We start from the raw sequence: 16,089 nt of genomic DNA on the forward strand, positions 1-16,089 counted from the left end.
CGGCTGAGGAGTGCTTCCGGGCGGGCCCGGACGGGCCGGTTTCCTCCGGCCCGCCCGGGGCACTCTCCTCAGCAACGCTCCGGACCGCTTTCAGTGGCACACCGGAGGCTCCGCGCGCCGCCGGACAGCCAATGCCGCAATCCGGGACACTCTGCGCACATCCTGCTGTGAGCCCGGGGAAAGGACGCGCTGCCATGCCCAAGGCCGCACCCACCCTGACTCCTGTCGCGCTGCTGCCCTCACTGGCGCCCCTGCTGCACGAATGGCTCCCCAGACAGCGGTGGTTCGCCGGGAAGGGCCGCCCGGTCACCGGCTTCCAGCTGGTTTCGGTCACCGAGCTGCTGCCCGGCTGTCTGCATCTGCTCGTCCGGGCCGAGCAACCCGGCACCGCCCCCGAGCCGCCGGACGTCTACCAGCTGCTGCTCGGCGTACGGGAGGTGCTGCCGCCGCCGCTCGCGCCCGCGCTCGTCGGCCATGCCACCGACGGGCCGCTGACCGGTCTGACCGTCTACGACGCCCTCCAGGACCCGCAGGTCGCCGCGCTGCTCCTGGAACGGCTGCGCACCCCGGGCCGGCTCGGCCCGCTGCGCTTCGGCTGCGACGCGGAGCTCCCCGTCCCGGCCGGTCTCACCCCCCGCCTCCTCGCCGCCGAGCAGTCCAACTCCTCGCTGGTGTACGGAGATACGTTCATCCTCAAGGTATTCCGTCGTATCCACTTCGGGATCAACCCGGACCTGGAGCTTCCGCTGGTCCTGGCCCGGCGCGGGTGCGCCCGGGTGCCCGCGCCGGCCGCCTGGATCCAGACCGACCGGCCCGAGGACGCCACGCTCGCCGTGCTCCAGCCCTATCTGCGCGACTCCCGGGACGGCTGGCAGCTGGCGCTGCGCGCGCTCGCCGACGGGCGCGACTTCACCCGGGAGGCCCAAGCGCTGGGCCGGGCCACCGCCGAGGTCCACACCGCGCTCGCCGACGCGCTGCCGGTGGTCACCCTCGGCCGCGCCCAGACCGAGCTGCTCGCCACCGCGATGCGCGAGCGCCTGGAGGCGGCGGCGCAGGCGGTCCCGGCGCTGCTGCCGCACGTGCCGGGGCTGCGCGCCGCGTTCGACGCGGTGACGCGGGTGTCCGGGCCCCGGCCCGCCCAGCGCGTCCACGGCGATCTGCACCTGGGGCAGACCCTGCGGACCGGTGACGGCGAGTGGGCGGTCATCGACTTCGAGGGCGAGCCCGCCCGCCCGCTGGCCGAGCGCCGCCGCCCGCAGCCACCGGTCCGGGACGTGGCCGGAATGCTGCGCTCCTTCGACTACGCCGCCCGCACCCAGCAGCCCTGGCGCCCCGAGTGGGCCGAGGCCTGCCGGGACGCGTTCTGCTCGGGCTACGCGGCGGCGGCCGGCACCGACCCGCGCGACGAACCCGAGCTGCTGCGCGCGTACGAGACCGACAAGGCGGTGTACGAGGTGCTGTACGAGGCCCGCCACCGCCCCGACTGGCTCGCCGTCCCGATGGCGGCGGTCCGCCGACTGGCCCAGGACTGACCCCCGACCCCGCTCCACCCCCGAGGAGGCCGTACCCGTGACCGCCCGCCCGAAGAAAACCGACCCCGCCCGGTCCGGCCGCGCCACCCCAGCCAAGACACCCAAGACACCCAAGACAGCGAATACGCCGAAGACGCCGGCCGCGGACGCCCCGCCGAAGGCGAAGACGGCGAAGCCGTCGACGGCCGACGCGCCGCCGGAGCCGAAGACGGTGAAGGCGGCGAAGACCGCGACGCCGAAGACGGTGAAGGCCGACGCGCCGCCGAAGGCGAAGCGCGGCGGGGGCCAGGGCGTCCCGGCCGTACGGCCGCTCGCCGCCGAGGACCGCGCCCGGCTGCTCGCCGGGGCACACCACGACCCGCACGGACTGCTGGGCGCCCACCGGGTGCGCGGCGGGGTCGCCTTCCGGGTGCTGCGCCCGTACGCGCAGGCCGTGACCGTCCTGGCCGAGGGGGTCCGCAGCGAGCTCCGCGACGAGGGCGACGGCCTCTTCGCCGGGGTGCTGCCGCTGCGGGAGGTCCCCGTGTACTCGCTGCTCGTCACCTACGACGACAACGAGGTGGCGGCCGAGGACCCGTACCGCTTCCTGCCCGCGCTCGGCGAGCTCGATCTGCACCTCATCGGCGAGGGCCGCCACGAGGAGCTGTGGACGGCGCTGGGGGCCCGCCCGATGGTCCACCAGGGCGTGGCGGGCACCCGGTTCACCGTCTGGGCCCCCAACGCCCTCGGCGTCCGCGTCACCGGCGACTTCTGCTATTGGGACGGCACCGCGTACCCGATGCGCTCGCTCGGCTCCACCGGTGTGTGGGAGCTGTTCCTGCCCGGCGTCGGTGAGGGCGCGCTCTACAAGTTCGACATCACCCGGCCCGACGGCTCGCACACCCTGCGGGCCGACCCGATGGCCCGGCGCACCGAGGTGCCGCCCGCGACCGCCTCCATCGTGACCGAGTCGCACCACGTGTGGCAGGACGACCTGTGGATGGCGGCCCGCGGCGACCGGCCGGTCCACGAGTCCCCGCTCTCCGTCTACGAGGTGCACCTGCCGTCCTGGCGGCCGCGGCTGACCTACCGCCAGCTGGCCGAGCAGCTCCCGGCGTACGTACGCGACCTGGGCTTCACCCATGTGGAGTTCCTTCCCGTGGCCGAGCACCCCTTCGGCGGCTCCTGGGGCTACCAGGTCACCGGTTTCTACGCCCCCACCGCCCGGATGGGCACCCCGGACGACTTCCGCTTCCTGGTGGACGCGCTGCACCGGGCCGGGATCGGGGTGATCGTCGACTGGGTGCCCGCGCACTTCCCGAAGGACGACTGGGCGCTGGCCAACTTCGACGGGCGCACGCTCTACGAGCACGAGGACCCCTCCCGCTCCGAGCACCCCGACTGGGGCACCCTGGAGTTCGACTACGGCCGCAAGGAGGTCCGCAACTTCCTGGTGGCCAACGCCACCTACTGGTGCGAGGAGTTCCACATCGACGGGCTGCGGGTGGACGCGGTCGCCTCGATGCTCTATCTGGACTACTCGCGCGAGGCGGGCCAGTGGTCGCCCAACGAGCACGGCGGCCGGGAGAACCTGGACGCGGTGGCCTTCCTCCAGGAGATGAACGCCACCGTCTACCGCCGCTGCCCGGGTGTGATCACCATCGCCGAGGAGTCCACGGCATGGGACGGCGTCACCCGCGCCACCCACCATGTGGGACCCGGCGGCTTCGGCGGCCTCGGCTTCGGGCTGAAGTGGAACATGGGCTGGATGCACGACTCGCTGGACTACGTGGCCCACGAGCCGGTCCACCGCAAGTACCACCACCACGAGATGACCTTCTCGATGGTCTACGCGTACAGCGAGAACTACGTCCTGCCGATCTCCCACGACGAGGTCGTCCACGGCAAGGGCTCACTGGTCTCCAAGATGCCCGGCGACTGGTGGCAGCGGCGCGCCACCCACCGCGCCTATCTGGGCTTCATGTGGGCACACCCGGGCAAGCAACTCCTGTTCATGGGGCAGGAGTTCGCCCAGGGCGCGGAGTGGTCGGAGACCACAGGACCCGACTGGTGGCTGCTCGACCCCTCGTACTCGGCCGAGCCCGACCACCGGGGCGTACGGGACCTGGTCCGCGACCTGAACACGGTCTACCGCGACACGCCCCCGCTGTGGCAGTGCGACACCGACCCGGCCGGCTTCGCGTGGGTCGCGGGTGACGCGGCGGAGGACAACGTCTTCGCCTTCCTGCGCCACGACGCCTCCGGCGCCCCGCTGCTGGCCGTCTCGCACTTCTCGCCGGTGGTCCGCCACGACTACCGGCTCGGCGTCCCCGACACCGTCTCCGCCTGGACGGAGGTCCTCAACACGGACGCCGGGCGCTACGGCGGCGGCGACATCCGCAACGAGGACCCCCTCAAGCCGGACTCGGTGCCCAGCCACGGCCGGCCGGTCAGCATCCAGCTCACCCTGCCGCCGCTGGCGACGGTGTGGCTGCGGCCGGCGTGAGCGCGTCCGCCAGCGCCGGGGGCAGCGGCTCGCCGTGCAGCACGCCGAGCCGCTGGGTGGCCCGGGTCAGCGCCACGTACAGGTCGCTGACCCCGTACGCGGCGGGCTCCACCACCAGGACCGTGTCGAACTCCAGGCCCTTGGCCTGACGCGGGTCGAGCAGGACCACCGGGCGGGTCAGATCGGGCTCGCCCGGCGGGACGTCCGGGAGCGCGGCGCGCAGGGCCGGGTGCAGGGTGCGGGGCGCGATCACGGCGAGGCGCCCCGCATGGGGCGTCTCCCGCTCAACCGCCTCCGCGACGGCTCCGGCCAGCGCGTGCGGGGCCGCCCGGCGCGCCCAGGGCCGCACGCCCGTGGCCCGCACCGAACTCGGCGGCTCGAAGGAGGGGTCCACCGCGCGGCAGACCCGCGCCGCCACCTCCATGATCTCGGCGGGCGTACGGTAGTTGACCCCCAGGCGCACATGCTCCCAGCGGTCCTCCACGTACGGCTGGAGGATCCGCTGCCAGGAGCCGACGCCCGCCGCCTCGGCGGTCTGGGCGGGGTCCCCGACCAGGGTGAGCGAGCGGGTCGGGCAGCGGCGCATCAGCAGCCGCCAGGCCATCGCGGACAGCTCCTGCGCCTCGTCCACGATGATGTGGCCGAAGGCCCAGGTGCGGTCGGCGGCGGCTCGTTCGGCGGCGCTGCGGTGGTCGGCCTCCTCGTGGCGGTCGGCGAACCGCTCGGCGTCGATGATGTCGTGCGCGGCGAGCACCTCGGACTCCTCGTCCTCGAACTCGAAGCTCTCCGAGCCCGCGGAGAGGTCGAGGACGCCCTGCGCGTACGCGATCCGGTCCTGGCGGGCGGCCTCGGCGGCGGCGCGGGCCGCGGAGTCGTCCTCGCCGAGGAGTTCGGCGGCCTCGTCGAGCAGCGGCACGTCGGCCGCCGTCCAGGCGCCGCCCTCGCGGCGGATCAGCTCGGCGTCGTCCCGGTCCAGGTGGACGGGGTCGGCCAGGAAGTCCGCGACGAACCGCTCGGGGGTGAGCGCGGGCCAGAACGTGTCGATGGCGGCGTGGACCTCGTGGCTGGTGGCGATCTCCTTGCCGAGCTGGGCGAGGTCGTCGGGGCCGAGCAGGTTCTCGCCGCCGAGCGGGTCGGCGCCGATCCGCTCGGCGAGCTGCGCGGTGAGCGCGTCGATGATGTGGAAGGCGAAGTACGGGCGGGCCAGGTTGTGCGGCAGCCCGGACTCGCGGGCCCGCCAGCGGGCGTCCTCGGCCATGGCCCGGTCCAGGCTGAGCGTCCCGTATCCCTCGTGCTCGATCTCGGCGGCGGTGTGCGGCACGGTCTGCCGGTCGCGCACGGCCCGGGCGAGGACCCCGGCCATCTCGGCGCGGCCCTTGACCTCGGCGGCGGCCGGGGTGTCGGTGCCCTCCGCGCGCACTCCCGGGAAGAGCTCGCCCACGGTGGCGAGCAGCACCCCGGTCTCGCCGAGCGCGGGCAGCACCTCACCGATGTAGCCGAGGAACGCGGGGTTGGGGCCGACGATCAGCACGGCGCGCCGGGCCAGCTGCTCGCGGTACGCGTAGAGCAGATAGGCCGCCCGGTGCAGGGCGACCGCCGTCTTGCCGGTGCCGGGCCCGCCCTCGACGACGAGCACGCCGCGCTGCGGGGCCCGGATGATCCGGTCCTGCTCGGCCTGGATGGTCCGCACGATGTCGTGCATCCGGCCGGTGCGGGCCGCGTCCAGCGCCGCGAGCAGCACGGCGTCGGCGTCCGCGCCCTCGTGCCCGGTGCGGGCCGCGTCGGTGAGGTCGAGGATCTCGTCGTGGAGCGCGGTGACCGTGCGCCCCTGGGTGCTCAGGTGCCTACGGCGGCGCAGCCCCATCGGGGTGTGTCCGGTCGCGAGGTAGAACGGGCGCGCCACTTCGGCCCGCCAGTCGATCACCAGCGGTGTGCGTTCGGTGTCGTCGCGGCGGATTCCGATGCGGCCGATGTGGTGGGAGCGGCCGTCGGAGAAGTCGAGCCGGCCGAAACAGAGCCCGTTCTCACCGCCGTCGAGCGCGCTGAGCAACCCGGACTGCTCGGCCACCAGCACATCGCGCTCCAGCCGCGCCTGGAGCCCGGTCCCGGCCTGCGCCAGGGCGCGCCGCACCGAGTCCTCGGCCTGGGCGCGCAGGGCTTCGAGGCGCGCGTAGAGGCCGTCGATGAATTGCTGTTCTTTCCGAATTTCCTCGGTTGACAATTCCGCTCCTGACGCGATACAGTGCTTTTCGTGAGGGCTTTACGTGTGTTTCTCCTCAGGAGGCACACGAAGAACCCAATATACGCAGAGAAAAACCCCGGCCGCAATATCGGACCGGGGCTTTTTGTTTCTCGGGGCACTTTCTCCGGCCTGGGGACCGGGCCCCTACAGGACGTCTTCGAGCTCCTGCATCAGACGGCGCTTGGGGCGGGCGCCCACCATCGACTTCACGGGCTCGCCCGCGCGGAAGACCATCAGCGTCGGCATCGACAGCACGCCGTACTTCACGGTCGTCTCCGGGTCCTTGTCCACGTCCAGCTGCACCACCTTGAGCCGGTCGCCCTCCTCGAAGGCGATCTGGCTCAGCACCGGCGCGAGCTGGCGGCACGGGCCGCACCACTCGGCGGTGAACTCCACGAGCACCGGCAGATCCGCCGCCAGCACCTCCTGCTCGAAGGTCGCGTCCGTCACCACGTCCACGCCCGCTGCCTGCACTGTCATACCAACCCCTCCGTCACACCCGTCAGTTCGCACCCGGGGGCCCCGGGCGCGGGCGAACCGGCCTCCAGCTCGGCGCGGGCTGCCTCCGCCCTCGCCAGCTGGGAGCCGACCTGGTCGCGTACGGACCGGAGCTGCCCGATGAGCCCGTCGAGCTCGGCCAGCTTGCGCCGGTACACGGCGAGCGAGGCGGGGCAGGTGTCGCCGGACTCGTGGCCCGCCCGCAGGCACTCCACGAAGGGCCGGGTCTCCTCCAGCTCGAACCCGAAGTCCTGAAGGGTCCTTATCTGCCGCAGCAGCCGCAAGTCGTCCTCGTCGTACGACCGGTACCCGTTCTCCGACCGGCGCGCGGTGAGGAGGCCGCGCGATTCGTAGTAGCGCAGCGCGCGGGTGGTGGTGCCGGCGCGTGCGGCCAGTTCGCCGATTCGCATGGGGTGACGGTAATCCTTGACGCCGGGGTCAAGGCAAGGATGCCCCCACCCCGCCCGTTCCCTCAACCCTCCGGGGGTGGGGGTGGGTCTCTCCCGGGGGCCACGCCCCCGCCCCCGCAAGGGGCTCCGCCCTGGCGGGGCCCGCACCCCACTACGGGGCTGCGCCCCAAACCCCTTCTTTCGTCTGCGGACCGTGCCGGGTTGCTCGCGCAGTTCCCCGCGCCCCTGGGTAGTCAGGGGCGCGGGGAACTGCGCGCTCAGCCACAGACAACCCGCAGACGACCACCGGCCCCCGAAGGGGCGCGAGGAACGGCGCGAGCAACCACCCACCGCCCCGCAGACGACCACCGGGCCCCGAAGGGGCGCGGGGAACTGCGCGGGCGACCCACCACCGGGCCGCAGACAAAGACCGGGCGCACACCTCAGCCCCGAGGCAACAACCCCTTCCCCCCCACCGGGGAAGACAGCACGATCGACGTCGTCGTCCGGCCCAGCGCCGACACCTCCTCCAGCACCTCCTCCAGGTGCCCCGTGTCCGCGACCGCGACCTTGATGATCCAGCAGTCCTCACCCACCACGTGGTGCACCTCCCGTATCTCCTGGCGCTCCATCAGCTCCAGCGTCCTGGGGTGCTTCAGGGTGTAGCCGCCGTGCGGGTTGACCCGGATGAACGCCTGAATGCCGTAGCCCAGCCGGGCCGGGTCGACCCGCGCCCCGTACCCCGTGATCACCCCGGCCCCCTCCAGCCGCCGCAGGCGTTCCGTGACCGCCGCGGGGCTCAGCCGCACCCTGCGGCCCAGCTCGCTCAGCTTGATCCGGCCCTCCGCCTGGACCAGTTCGAGGAGCCGGCGGTCCACCTGGTCGAAGGCCGGTGAGGAATCGTGGGCCGACGCCCTCGAACTCCGTGGTTCCTTCGGTGCGGCAGCCAGTTCTCCCACGATTCCCCCTTCAGTCGCCAGGGCGTCAACGTAACACTGTGTGCATGACATCCCCCACCGCGGGCACCGCCCGCCACGTGCTCGTCATCGGCGGCAACCGCTACTTCGGCAAGCGCCTCATCGAGCGCCTCGTCACCGCCGGTGACCACGTCACCGTACTGAACCGGGGCTCCTCCCCACCCCCGCCCGGCGTCGTCCACCTCGTCGCCGACCGCGACGACGAGGCCGCCCTCGAAGCCGCCCTCGGGGAGCGGACGTTCGACGTCGTCCTCGACCAGGTCTGCTACACCCCGCGCCAGGCCGCCATCGCCCGCCGCGTCTTCGCCCACCGCACCCGCCGGTATGTGATGACCTCGACCGTGGAGGTGTACGAGTACGAGGACTCGGCCACGCCGGTCGCGGAGAACGCCGTCGATCCGCGTCTCGTCGACGTCGATCTCGAACTGCCGTGGGAGGACCCGGAGTTCCTCGACTCCCACTACGGCGAGGGCAAGCGCCAGGCCGAGGCCGTGCTCGCCGCCGCGCCCGACTTCCCGTACGTCTGCGTCCGCGTCGCCCATGTCCTCGGCGGCGCCGACGACTTCACCGGACGCGTCACCCACTACGCCGACCGGCTGCGCGCGGGCGAGCCCATCGCCGTCCCCGCGCCCAACCACCCGGCCACCTACATCAACGTCGACGAGATCGCCGACTTCCTCTTCTGGGCCGCCGGAGCGGACTTCACCGGACCCGTCAACGCCGCCTCGCACGGCCCGCTCACCACCGACGCCCTCGTGACCGCGATCGGCGGCGGGCCCGCGCGCTACCGGACCGTGGAGGTCGGGGAGGTCTCGCCGTTCGCCTTCCGGCGCTCGTACGGCATGGACACCACCCGCGCCCAACAGCTCGGCTTCACCTTCTCGCACACCGGGGAGTGGCTCGCGGACGCCATCGCACAGACGCTCTCGGCCGCCGGGAAGGAGAACTGACATGCTGCATCGCGCACTCGGCCGGCTCGAAGTCGGCGCCATCGGATACGGCGCCATGCCGCTCTCCATCGAAGGGCGCCCCGACGAGGCCCGTGCCCTCGCCACCGTCCACACCGCGCTCGACGCGGGCATCACCCTGCTCGACACCGCCGACTCGTACTACGCCCCCGGCGGCGAACCGGGTCACAACGAACTGCTCCTGGCCCGCGCCCTCGCCTCCTACGGCGCCCCCACCGACCACGTCCTCGTCGCCACCAAGGGCGGGCGCGGGCGGACCGACGACGGGGACTGGAGCGTCGACGGGCGGCCGGAGCACCTCAAGCGCGCCGCGAAGGAGTCACTGCGAAGGCTCGGCACCGAGGCGATCGGCCTCTACCAGCTGCACAAGCCGGACCCGGCCGTCCCGTACGCGGACTCCCTCGGCGCGCTGCGCGACCTGCTCGACGACGGTACGGTCCGGCTCGCCGGGATCTCCAACGCCGACGCCGGACAGATCCGGCTCGCCCGCGAGATCCTCGGGGAGCGGCTGGTGTCCGTGCAGAACCGCTACTCCCCCGCCGTCCGCGACGCCGAGCCCGAGCTGCGGCTCACCGCGGAGCTGGGGCTGGCGTTCCTGCCGTGGAGTCCGCTCGGCGGCATCTCGCGCAGCTCCCTCGACGGGTCCTCGGCCGTGGCCGCGGACCCCGCGTTCGACGGCTTCCACCGGGTGGCCCGCGAGCGCGGGGTCAGCCCGCAGCGCGTCGCGCTCGCCTGGCTGCTGTCGCTGGGGCCGCATGTGCTGCCGATCCCGGGCGGCAGCCGGCCCGAGTCCGTACGGGACTCGGCGGCCGCCGCCGATCTGGTCCTCGGCGAGGAGGAGCGGGCGCTGCTGCCCTGAGCCGCCCCGCCCCCCGTCCGCCGCCGCCTCCGCGTCAGTGCCGCGTTCGCCGGTTGCGGATCTTGCGGACGATCATCCAGATCACCAGGACGATCAGCGCCAGGAAGAGCAGGAAGATCACCAGCAGGAAGATGCCCAGCTTCTTGAAGAAGCCCTTCTTCTTTTTCTTCTTCTTGGGCTTGGCGAGCGTCACGTGCGAGGCGTCACCGGCCGCCTGGTGCGCGGTCGCCGCCGCCGGCGCCGCGGCCGGTGCCAGCGCGTCGGACGCGGGCTGCGCCGCGACCGTCCGCACCACCGCGCTCGGCGCGGCCTCGGCCGCCGCCGGCGCCACCAGGGCGGTGCCCAGGAGCAGGGCCAGTACCGTTGTGAACTTCTTGATCATCCGGGTTCCCTTCACGTCGTCCCCAGGCGAGGCCCGCCGTCGCCTCGACTTCCCTCAGCGACGCGCTGTGCCTCTCCGCCTCAGAGGCTGCCCGCCCTCCCGCAGAGCGAACAGGCGCTTGGTGAGCAGGATGTCAGGGCGCGGGACGTCCAGTCCTCGTCGAAGAGCCCGCGCGCCGCGTCCTGGCTGTCGCCGACCTTCCACGCCGCGGGCGCCACCGGGACGATGTCACCGCTTCCGGACGGACGCCCCGCACGATGGTGGGCCCCTGTCCCCACGCGCTCAGGGGGTGGCGGGTTCCTTCGGCTCGGGCCGGGGCCGGGCAGCGGTTTCCTTGGTGAGCACGACCTCCCGCTCGCGCGGCGGGTCCGCCGGGCCGTGGGCGTCGTCCACCTCGAAGGTCGTCTCGTCGAACGGGACGCGCCCGGCGAGGACCTCCTCCGCCCGTACCGTGTCGATCTCCTTGGTCCAGGTGCCCACCAGGACCGTGGCGACCGCGTTGCCCGCGAAGTTGGTCAGCGCCCGTGCCTCGCTCATGAAACGGTCGATGCCGACGATCAGGCCGACGCCGTCGACCAGTTCGGGGCGGTGCGACTGGAGGCCGCCGGCCAGGGTGGCCAGGCCCGCACCGGTGACCCCGGCCGCCCCCTTGGAGGCGACGATCATGAACAGGAGCAGGGAGATCTGCTGTCCGGCGCTGAGCGGGTCGCCCATCGCGTTGGCGATGAAGAGCGAGGACATCGTCAGGTAGATCGCGGTGCCGTCCAGGTTGAACGAGTAGCCGGTGGGCACGGTGATGCCCGCCACCGCCCGGCTCACGCCCAGGTGCTCCATCTTGGCGATCAGCCGGGGCAGCGCCGTCTCGGAGGAGGAGGTGGAGAGGATCAGCAGGAACTCGCGGCCCAGGTACTTCAGCAGCCGGAAGATGTTCACCCCGGCCAGCAGACGCAGCAGCGTACCGAGGACGACGAAGACGAAGAGGGCGCAGGTGAGGTAGAAGCCGACCATGATGACGGCCAGCGACTTCAGCGCGTCCGTGCCGGTCTCGCCGACCACCGCCGCGATGGCGCCGAACGCGCCGAGCGGCGCCGCCCACATCACCATCGACAGGACGCGGAAGACCAGCTTCTGGATGTGGCCGATCCCGCGCAGCACGGGTTCGCCCGCCGCGCCCATCGCCTGGAGCGCGAAGCCCACGAGCAGGGCGATCAGCAGGGTTTGCAGGACCTGGCCCTCGGTGAAGGCCGAGACCATCGTCTTCGGGATGATCCCGAGCAGGAAGTCGGCGGTCGACTCGCCGGTGCCGGCCGCCTGCTTGGCGCCCGCGTGCCTGGTCGCCTCGGTGATGTGCAGGCCCGAGCCGGGCTCCAGGACGTTGCCGACGACCAGGCCGATGGCGAGCGCCACGGTCGACATCACCAGGAAGTAGCCGAGCGCGAGGCCGCCGACCACGCCGACCTTGGCGGCCTTGCGCACCGATCCCACGCCGAGCACGATCGAGCAGAAGATGATCGGCGAGATCATCATCTTGATCAGGTTCACGAAGCCGGTGCCGATCGGCTTGAGCTCGACGGCCACCCCGGGGGCGGCGAAGCCGACAGTGATGCCGATGAGCACCGCGGCTATCACCGCGGGATACAGATAGTGCGTGCGGGTGCCTCCCCGGCCCTTGAGGTCTTGGGGGCGGTCCCGGCGGGCGGCTGCTGGGGTCACGGGGTCTCCTCCTGCTTCACGTACGCGTCCCGCGTACGTGTGTCTGTGTCCCGATGGCTCGACGGCCCGATGGCTCGACGGCTCGACGGCTCGACGGCTCGACGGATCTCCGCGACTATCGCCCACGCTGTGACGCCGGTCACCCTTGCGTGCATTTCGTTCACACGGCTTGTCCTCACCGTGACGCGCGCGGGTGCACACTGTCCGGCATGCGCATACCCCGACCCCGCAGCCTCGCGGGCCAGCTCTTCGCCATGCAGGTGGTGCTGGTCGCGGCGATCGTGGCGGGCTGCGCGCTGTATTCGTACGTCCACGACCGGACCCAGGCCGAGGAGACCGCCCGGCGCCAGACCACCGCGATCGCGACCGCCGTGGCCACCTCGCCCGCGGTGGCCGAGGCGGTCCGCTCGAAGGATCCGACGGCGGCCCTCCAGCCGTACACCGAGACCCTGCGGCACACCGCCGGGGTCGACTTCGTGGTGGTCCTGGCCCCGGACGGGACCCGCTGGACGCATCCGGTGCCGGGCGAGATCGGCCGCAAGTACCTCGGCGACATCCGGCCCGCGCTGCGCGGCGAGACCTTCAGCGAAACGCACATGGGCGTGCTCGGGCCGTCCGTGCGGGTCGTCGCCCCGGTCCGCGACCACGGCCGGATCACCGCCCTGGTCAGCGCGGGCATCACCGTCGACACGATCAGCGCGCAGGTGCGCGAGCAGATGGCGGCGCTGCTGGTGGTCGCCTCCGGGGTGCTGGCGTTCGGCGGGCTCGGCACCTATGTGATCAACGCGCGGCTGCGGCGGCACACCCACGGCATGAACGCGGCCGAGCTGAGCCGGATGCACGACTACCACCAGGCCGCGCTGCACGCGGTGCGCGAGGGGCTGCTGATGCTGGACGGGCAGCGCAGGATCGCGCTCGTCAACGACGGCGGCCGGGAGCTGCTCGGGCTCGGCGAGGACGCGGTGGGCCGCTCGGTGGCCGAGCTGGGGCTGCCCGCGCCGCTCGCCGGGGCCCTGCTCGCGAGCGAGCCGAGGGCGGACGAGGTCCATATGACGGCCGACCGGATCGTGGTGGTCAACACCCGGCCGGTCTCCAGCGGCGGCCGCCGGGGCACCGTGGTGACCCTGCGCGACCACACCGAACTCCAGGCGCTCTCCGGCGAGCTGGACTCCGAGCGCGGGTTCACCCAGGCGCTGCGGGCACAGGCGCACGAGGCGGCGAACCGGCTGCACGCGGTGGTCTCACTGATCGAGCTGGGCCGCGTCGAGGAGGCCGTGGAGTTCGCCACGGCGGAGCTGGAGCTGGCCCAGGCCCTCACCGACCAGGTGGTCACGGCCGTGGGCGAGCCGGTGATCGCCGCGCTGCTGCTCGGCAAGGCGGCCCAGGCCCATGAGCACGGCGTGGCGCTGGCGCTCACCGAGGGCAGCGCCATCGAGGACGGGCTGCTGCCGCCCACCCTGCCCTCCCGCGACCTGGTCACGGTCCTGGGCAACCTGGTGGACAACGCGGTCGAGGCGGCCCGGGGCAGTACGGGCGCCCGGGTCGCGGTCACCCTCGCCACCGAGGAAGAGGAGCTGGTCGTCCGGGTCGCGGACAGCGGCCACGGGGTCGACCCGGCCGCCGCGGACGCGGTCTTCGAGCGCGGCTGGTCCACCAAGAGCCCGGGGCGCGGCATCGGTCTGGCGCTGGTGCGGATGACGGTGGCCCGGCACGGCGGAAGCGTGGCGCTGGCCGAGGGGCCGTACGGGGGCGCGGAGTTCACCGTACGGCTGCCGCTGCGCCGGGAGGCGGTGCCGGCGTGAGCGCCACCCAGGGGCCCACCGGCGAGCCCATCAGAGTGCTGGTCGTCGAGGACGACCCGGTCGCCGCCGACGCGCACCGGCTGTACGTCGGCCGGGTGCCGGGCTTCGCGGTGGCCGGGGCCGCGCACTCACGGGCCGAGGCGCTGCGGGTGCTGGACCGCGTCGAGGTCGACCTGCTGCTGCTCGACCTCTATCTGCCGGACGGGCACGGCCTCCAGCTGGTGCGCTCGCTGCGGGCCGCCGGGCACGGCGCGGACGTCATCGCGGTGACCTCGGCGCGCGATCTGACGATGGTGCGCGAGGGGGTCTCGCTGGGGGTGGTGCAGTACGTCCTGAAGCCCTTCACCTTCGCCACCCTGCGCGACCGGCTGGTCCGGTACGCCGAGTTCCGCGCGACCGCCGGGGAGGCCAGCGGGCAGGAGGAGGTCGACCGGGCCCTGTCCACCCTGCGCGTCCCGCAGCCCGCGGCCCTGCCGAAGGGGCTGAGCGCGCCCACGCTCCAGGCGGTGACCCGCACCCTGCGGTCCTCGGCGAGCGGGGTCACCGCGTCGGAGGCCGCCGAGGCGGTCGGCATCTCGCGCATCACCGCACGGCGCTACCTGGAGCACCTGGTCACCACCGGCCGCGCCGAGCGGACCCCGCAGTACGGCCAGATCGGGCGCCCGGAACTCCAGTACCGATGGGTCGACTCCCGCCGCTGACACGCCACTTGACGAACCGTCAGGCGATCGCGGCAGCCGACGGGCCCCATTGACCATGGACCGGGGCGGCTTTACGTTCACCGGGCAGCCACTCGTGGCCCGAGGAGGTCGTGCCGTGCGCTCCACCGCCCTAGCCCCCCTGGTCCTCGCCACCGCGCTCGCCGCCGGTTCGCTCACCGCCTGTGGTGGCTCCGGCGGCGGTGCGGACACCGTCAAGGTCGTCTACAACCGTTCCACCGACCACACCGTGCGCTTCAAGGACGACTTCCTGGAGGCGGTCAAGCGGCAGTTCGAGAAGGACCACCCCGGCAAGAGGGTCAAGCTCGTCCCCGTCCAGGCCCCGGACAACGACTACGCCACCAAGGCCCAGCAGATGATGCGCTCGGGCAAGACCGCGCCGGACCTGGTCTACGAGGACACCTTCCGCATCAACTCCGACATCAAGGCCGGCTATCTGAGCCCCCTCGACGACCGGCTGGCCTCCTGGGACGCCTGGAGCCGCTTCGTCCCCACGGCGAAGACGGCCGCCAGGGCCGAGGACGGCAGGACGTACGGCGTTCCGGACGGCACCGACACCCGGGGCCTGTGGTTCAACAAGCGGCTGTTCGCGAAGGCGGGGCTGCCCGAGGACTGGCAGCCCCGGAACTGGACGGACATCCTCGGCGCCGCCCGCACGATCAAGAAGAAGGTCCCCGGCGTCATCCCGCTCAACGTCCTGACCGGCAAGGCGGTCGGCGAGGCCGCGGTGATGCAGGGCTTCGAGATGCTGCTGTACGGCACCGGAGACAACCCCCTCTACGACCCCGCCGCCAAGAAGTGGGTCACCGGCTCCCAGGGCTTCAAGGACGCGCTCGACTTCGTCCGTACGGTGTACGGGGAGAAGCTCGGCCCCCCTGTCTCCGACGCGCTCGACCCGAACGTGAACACCCGCGTCGCCACCGAGTGGATGCCCGAGGGCAAGCTCGCGATCGCGCTGGACGGCTCGTGGCTGGGCCAGTTCTGGAGCGGCAAGGGCACCCGCGACTGGCCGCAGTGGTCGAGCGTGCTGGGACAGGCCGCGATGCCCACCAAGGACGGGCAGGCGCCCGGCCGGGTCTCTCTGTCCGGCGGCTGGACCTGGGCGATCCCGCGCAAGGCCAAGAACCCGTCACTGGCCTGGGAGTTCCTCCAGCAGATGCAGACGCCCGCGAACGCGGTGAAGTGGGCCGTGGCGGACGCGCAGATCGCGGTCCGCGACGACGTGGCGGCCGACCCGGCGTATCTGCGCTCGACCCCCGGCATCTCCTTCTTCACCGGCCTGGTCAAGTACACCCACTACCGTCCGGCGCTCCCCGTCTACCCGCGGGTGTCGACGGCGATCGGCGAGGCGATGGAGGCGGTGACGACGGGTGACTCCGCCACGGCGGAGGCGGCGAGGGCATACGACGAACAACTGGCCACGATCACCGGCGGCGCGGTGACGAAGCGGTGAGGGGGGTGGGGCGGGGGCGCGGCGCGGGGGATGCGGGCGCGGGAAGGGCGGGCCGCGCAGAGGACGCGGG

At 72.9% G+C, this 16,089-nt stretch carries 13 protein-coding genes; 7 read left to right on the top strand and 6 right to left on the bottom strand.

The window, feature by feature from the left end; all coding sequences use genetic code 11:
- Window positions 1-194 precede the first annotated feature (194 nt).
- Together ACZ4MU_RS04450 and glgB are read left to right on the top strand one after the other, a co-directional pair.
- Entirely contained in the window at window positions 195-1,532 is a 1,338-nt protein-coding gene (locus ACZ4MU_RS04450; protein ID WP_467870824.1) for a maltokinase N-terminal cap-like domain-containing protein, read from the top strand.
- A 37-nt stretch (window positions 1,533-1,569) separates the two neighbouring features.
- On the top strand, window positions 1,570-4,017 hold the full coding sequence (gene glgB / locus ACZ4MU_RS04455; RefSeq protein WP_467870827.1) for a 1,4-alpha-glucan branching enzyme: 2,448 nt from the start codon (window positions 1,570-1,572) through the stop codon (window positions 4,015-4,017).
- On the opposite strand, the gene ACZ4MU_RS04460 is transcribed toward glgB, so the two are convergent.
- The 4 genes from ACZ4MU_RS04460 to ACZ4MU_RS04475 all read right to left on the bottom strand — a co-directional run bounded on the left by ACZ4MU_RS04460 (window position 3,974) and on the right by ACZ4MU_RS04475 (window position 8,105).
- Complete coding sequence (locus ACZ4MU_RS04460; protein ID WP_467870828.1) at window positions 3,974-6,238, bottom strand: HelD family protein; 2,265 nt, start codon at window positions 6,236-6,238, stop codon at window positions 3,974-3,976. The two genes, glgB and ACZ4MU_RS04460, sit on opposite strands and share 44 nt — an antisense overlap.
- 165 nt (window positions 6,239-6,403) lie before the next feature.
- A complete protein-coding gene (gene trxA / locus ACZ4MU_RS04465) occupies window positions 6,404-6,739 on the bottom strand; it encodes a thioredoxin (protein ID WP_467870830.1) in 336 nt (111 codons plus the stop codon).
- Complete coding sequence (locus ACZ4MU_RS04470; RefSeq protein WP_467870833.1) at window positions 6,736-7,167, bottom strand: MerR family transcriptional regulator; 432 nt, start codon at window positions 7,165-7,167, stop codon at window positions 6,736-6,738. Before ACZ4MU_RS04470 ends, trxA begins: the two co-directional genes overlap by 4 nt.
- Window positions 7,168-7,589: 422 nt before the next feature.
- On the bottom strand, window positions 7,590-8,105 hold the full coding sequence (locus tag ACZ4MU_RS04475) for an Lrp/AsnC family transcriptional regulator (protein ID WP_467870835.1): 516 nt from the start codon (window positions 8,103-8,105) through the stop codon (window positions 7,590-7,592).
- 44 nt (window positions 8,106-8,149) lie between these two features.
- Here ACZ4MU_RS04475 and ACZ4MU_RS04480 point away from each other — a divergent pair, with 44 nt between their 5' ends.
- Window positions 8,150-9,073 carry an NAD-dependent epimerase/dehydratase family protein gene (locus ACZ4MU_RS04480; RefSeq protein ID WP_467870838.1) on the top strand — a complete coding sequence of 308 codons (924 nt, stop codon included), beginning with the start codon at window positions 8,150-8,152 and terminating at the stop codon, window positions 9,071-9,073.
- A gap of 1 nt (window position 9,074) precedes the next feature.
- Complete coding sequence (locus tag ACZ4MU_RS04485) at window positions 9,075-9,950, top strand: aldo/keto reductase (RefSeq protein ID WP_467870840.1); 876 nt, start codon at window positions 9,075-9,077, stop codon at window positions 9,948-9,950.
- A 34-nt stretch (window positions 9,951-9,984) separates the two neighbouring features.
- On the opposite strand, the gene ACZ4MU_RS04490 is transcribed toward ACZ4MU_RS04485, so the two are convergent.
- Together ACZ4MU_RS04490 and ACZ4MU_RS04495 are read right to left on the bottom strand one after the other, a co-directional pair.
- Complete coding sequence (locus tag ACZ4MU_RS04490) at window positions 9,985-10,332, bottom strand: hypothetical protein (protein WP_467870842.1); 348 nt, start codon at window positions 10,330-10,332, stop codon at window positions 9,985-9,987.
- A 282-nt stretch (window positions 10,333-10,614) separates the two neighbouring features.
- On the bottom strand, window positions 10,615-12,045 hold the full coding sequence (locus ACZ4MU_RS04495; protein ID WP_467870844.1) for a cation:dicarboxylate symporter family transporter: 1,431 nt from the start codon (window positions 12,043-12,045) through the stop codon (window positions 10,615-10,617).
- Window positions 12,046-12,254: 209 nt separating this feature from the next.
- On the opposite strand from ACZ4MU_RS04495, the gene ACZ4MU_RS04500 reads away from it, so the two are divergent.
- The 3 genes from ACZ4MU_RS04500 to ACZ4MU_RS04510 all read left to right on the top strand — a co-directional run bounded on the left by ACZ4MU_RS04500 (window position 12,255) and on the right by ACZ4MU_RS04510 (window position 16,019).
- Window positions 12,255-13,847 (top strand): sensor histidine kinase, encoded by a 1,593-nt coding sequence (locus ACZ4MU_RS04500; RefSeq protein ID WP_467870846.1) that lies wholly within the window; start codon window positions 12,255-12,257, stop codon window positions 13,845-13,847.
- Window positions 13,844-14,548: a response regulator gene (locus ACZ4MU_RS04505; protein ID WP_467870848.1), complete on the top strand. Its 705-nt coding sequence runs from the start codon at window positions 13,844-13,846 to the stop codon at window positions 14,546-14,548. The genes ACZ4MU_RS04500 and ACZ4MU_RS04505 overlap by 4 nt, the downstream gene beginning before the upstream one ends.
- Window positions 14,549-14,663: 115 nt before the next feature.
- A complete protein-coding gene (locus tag ACZ4MU_RS04510; protein WP_467870851.1) occupies window positions 14,664-16,019 on the top strand; it encodes an extracellular solute-binding protein in 1,356 nt (451 codons plus the stop codon).
- The last annotated feature ends 70 nt before the right edge of the window (window positions 16,020-16,089 follow it).

The sequence above is a fragment of the Streptomyces sp. NPDC026377 genome, from assembly GCF_055567715.1.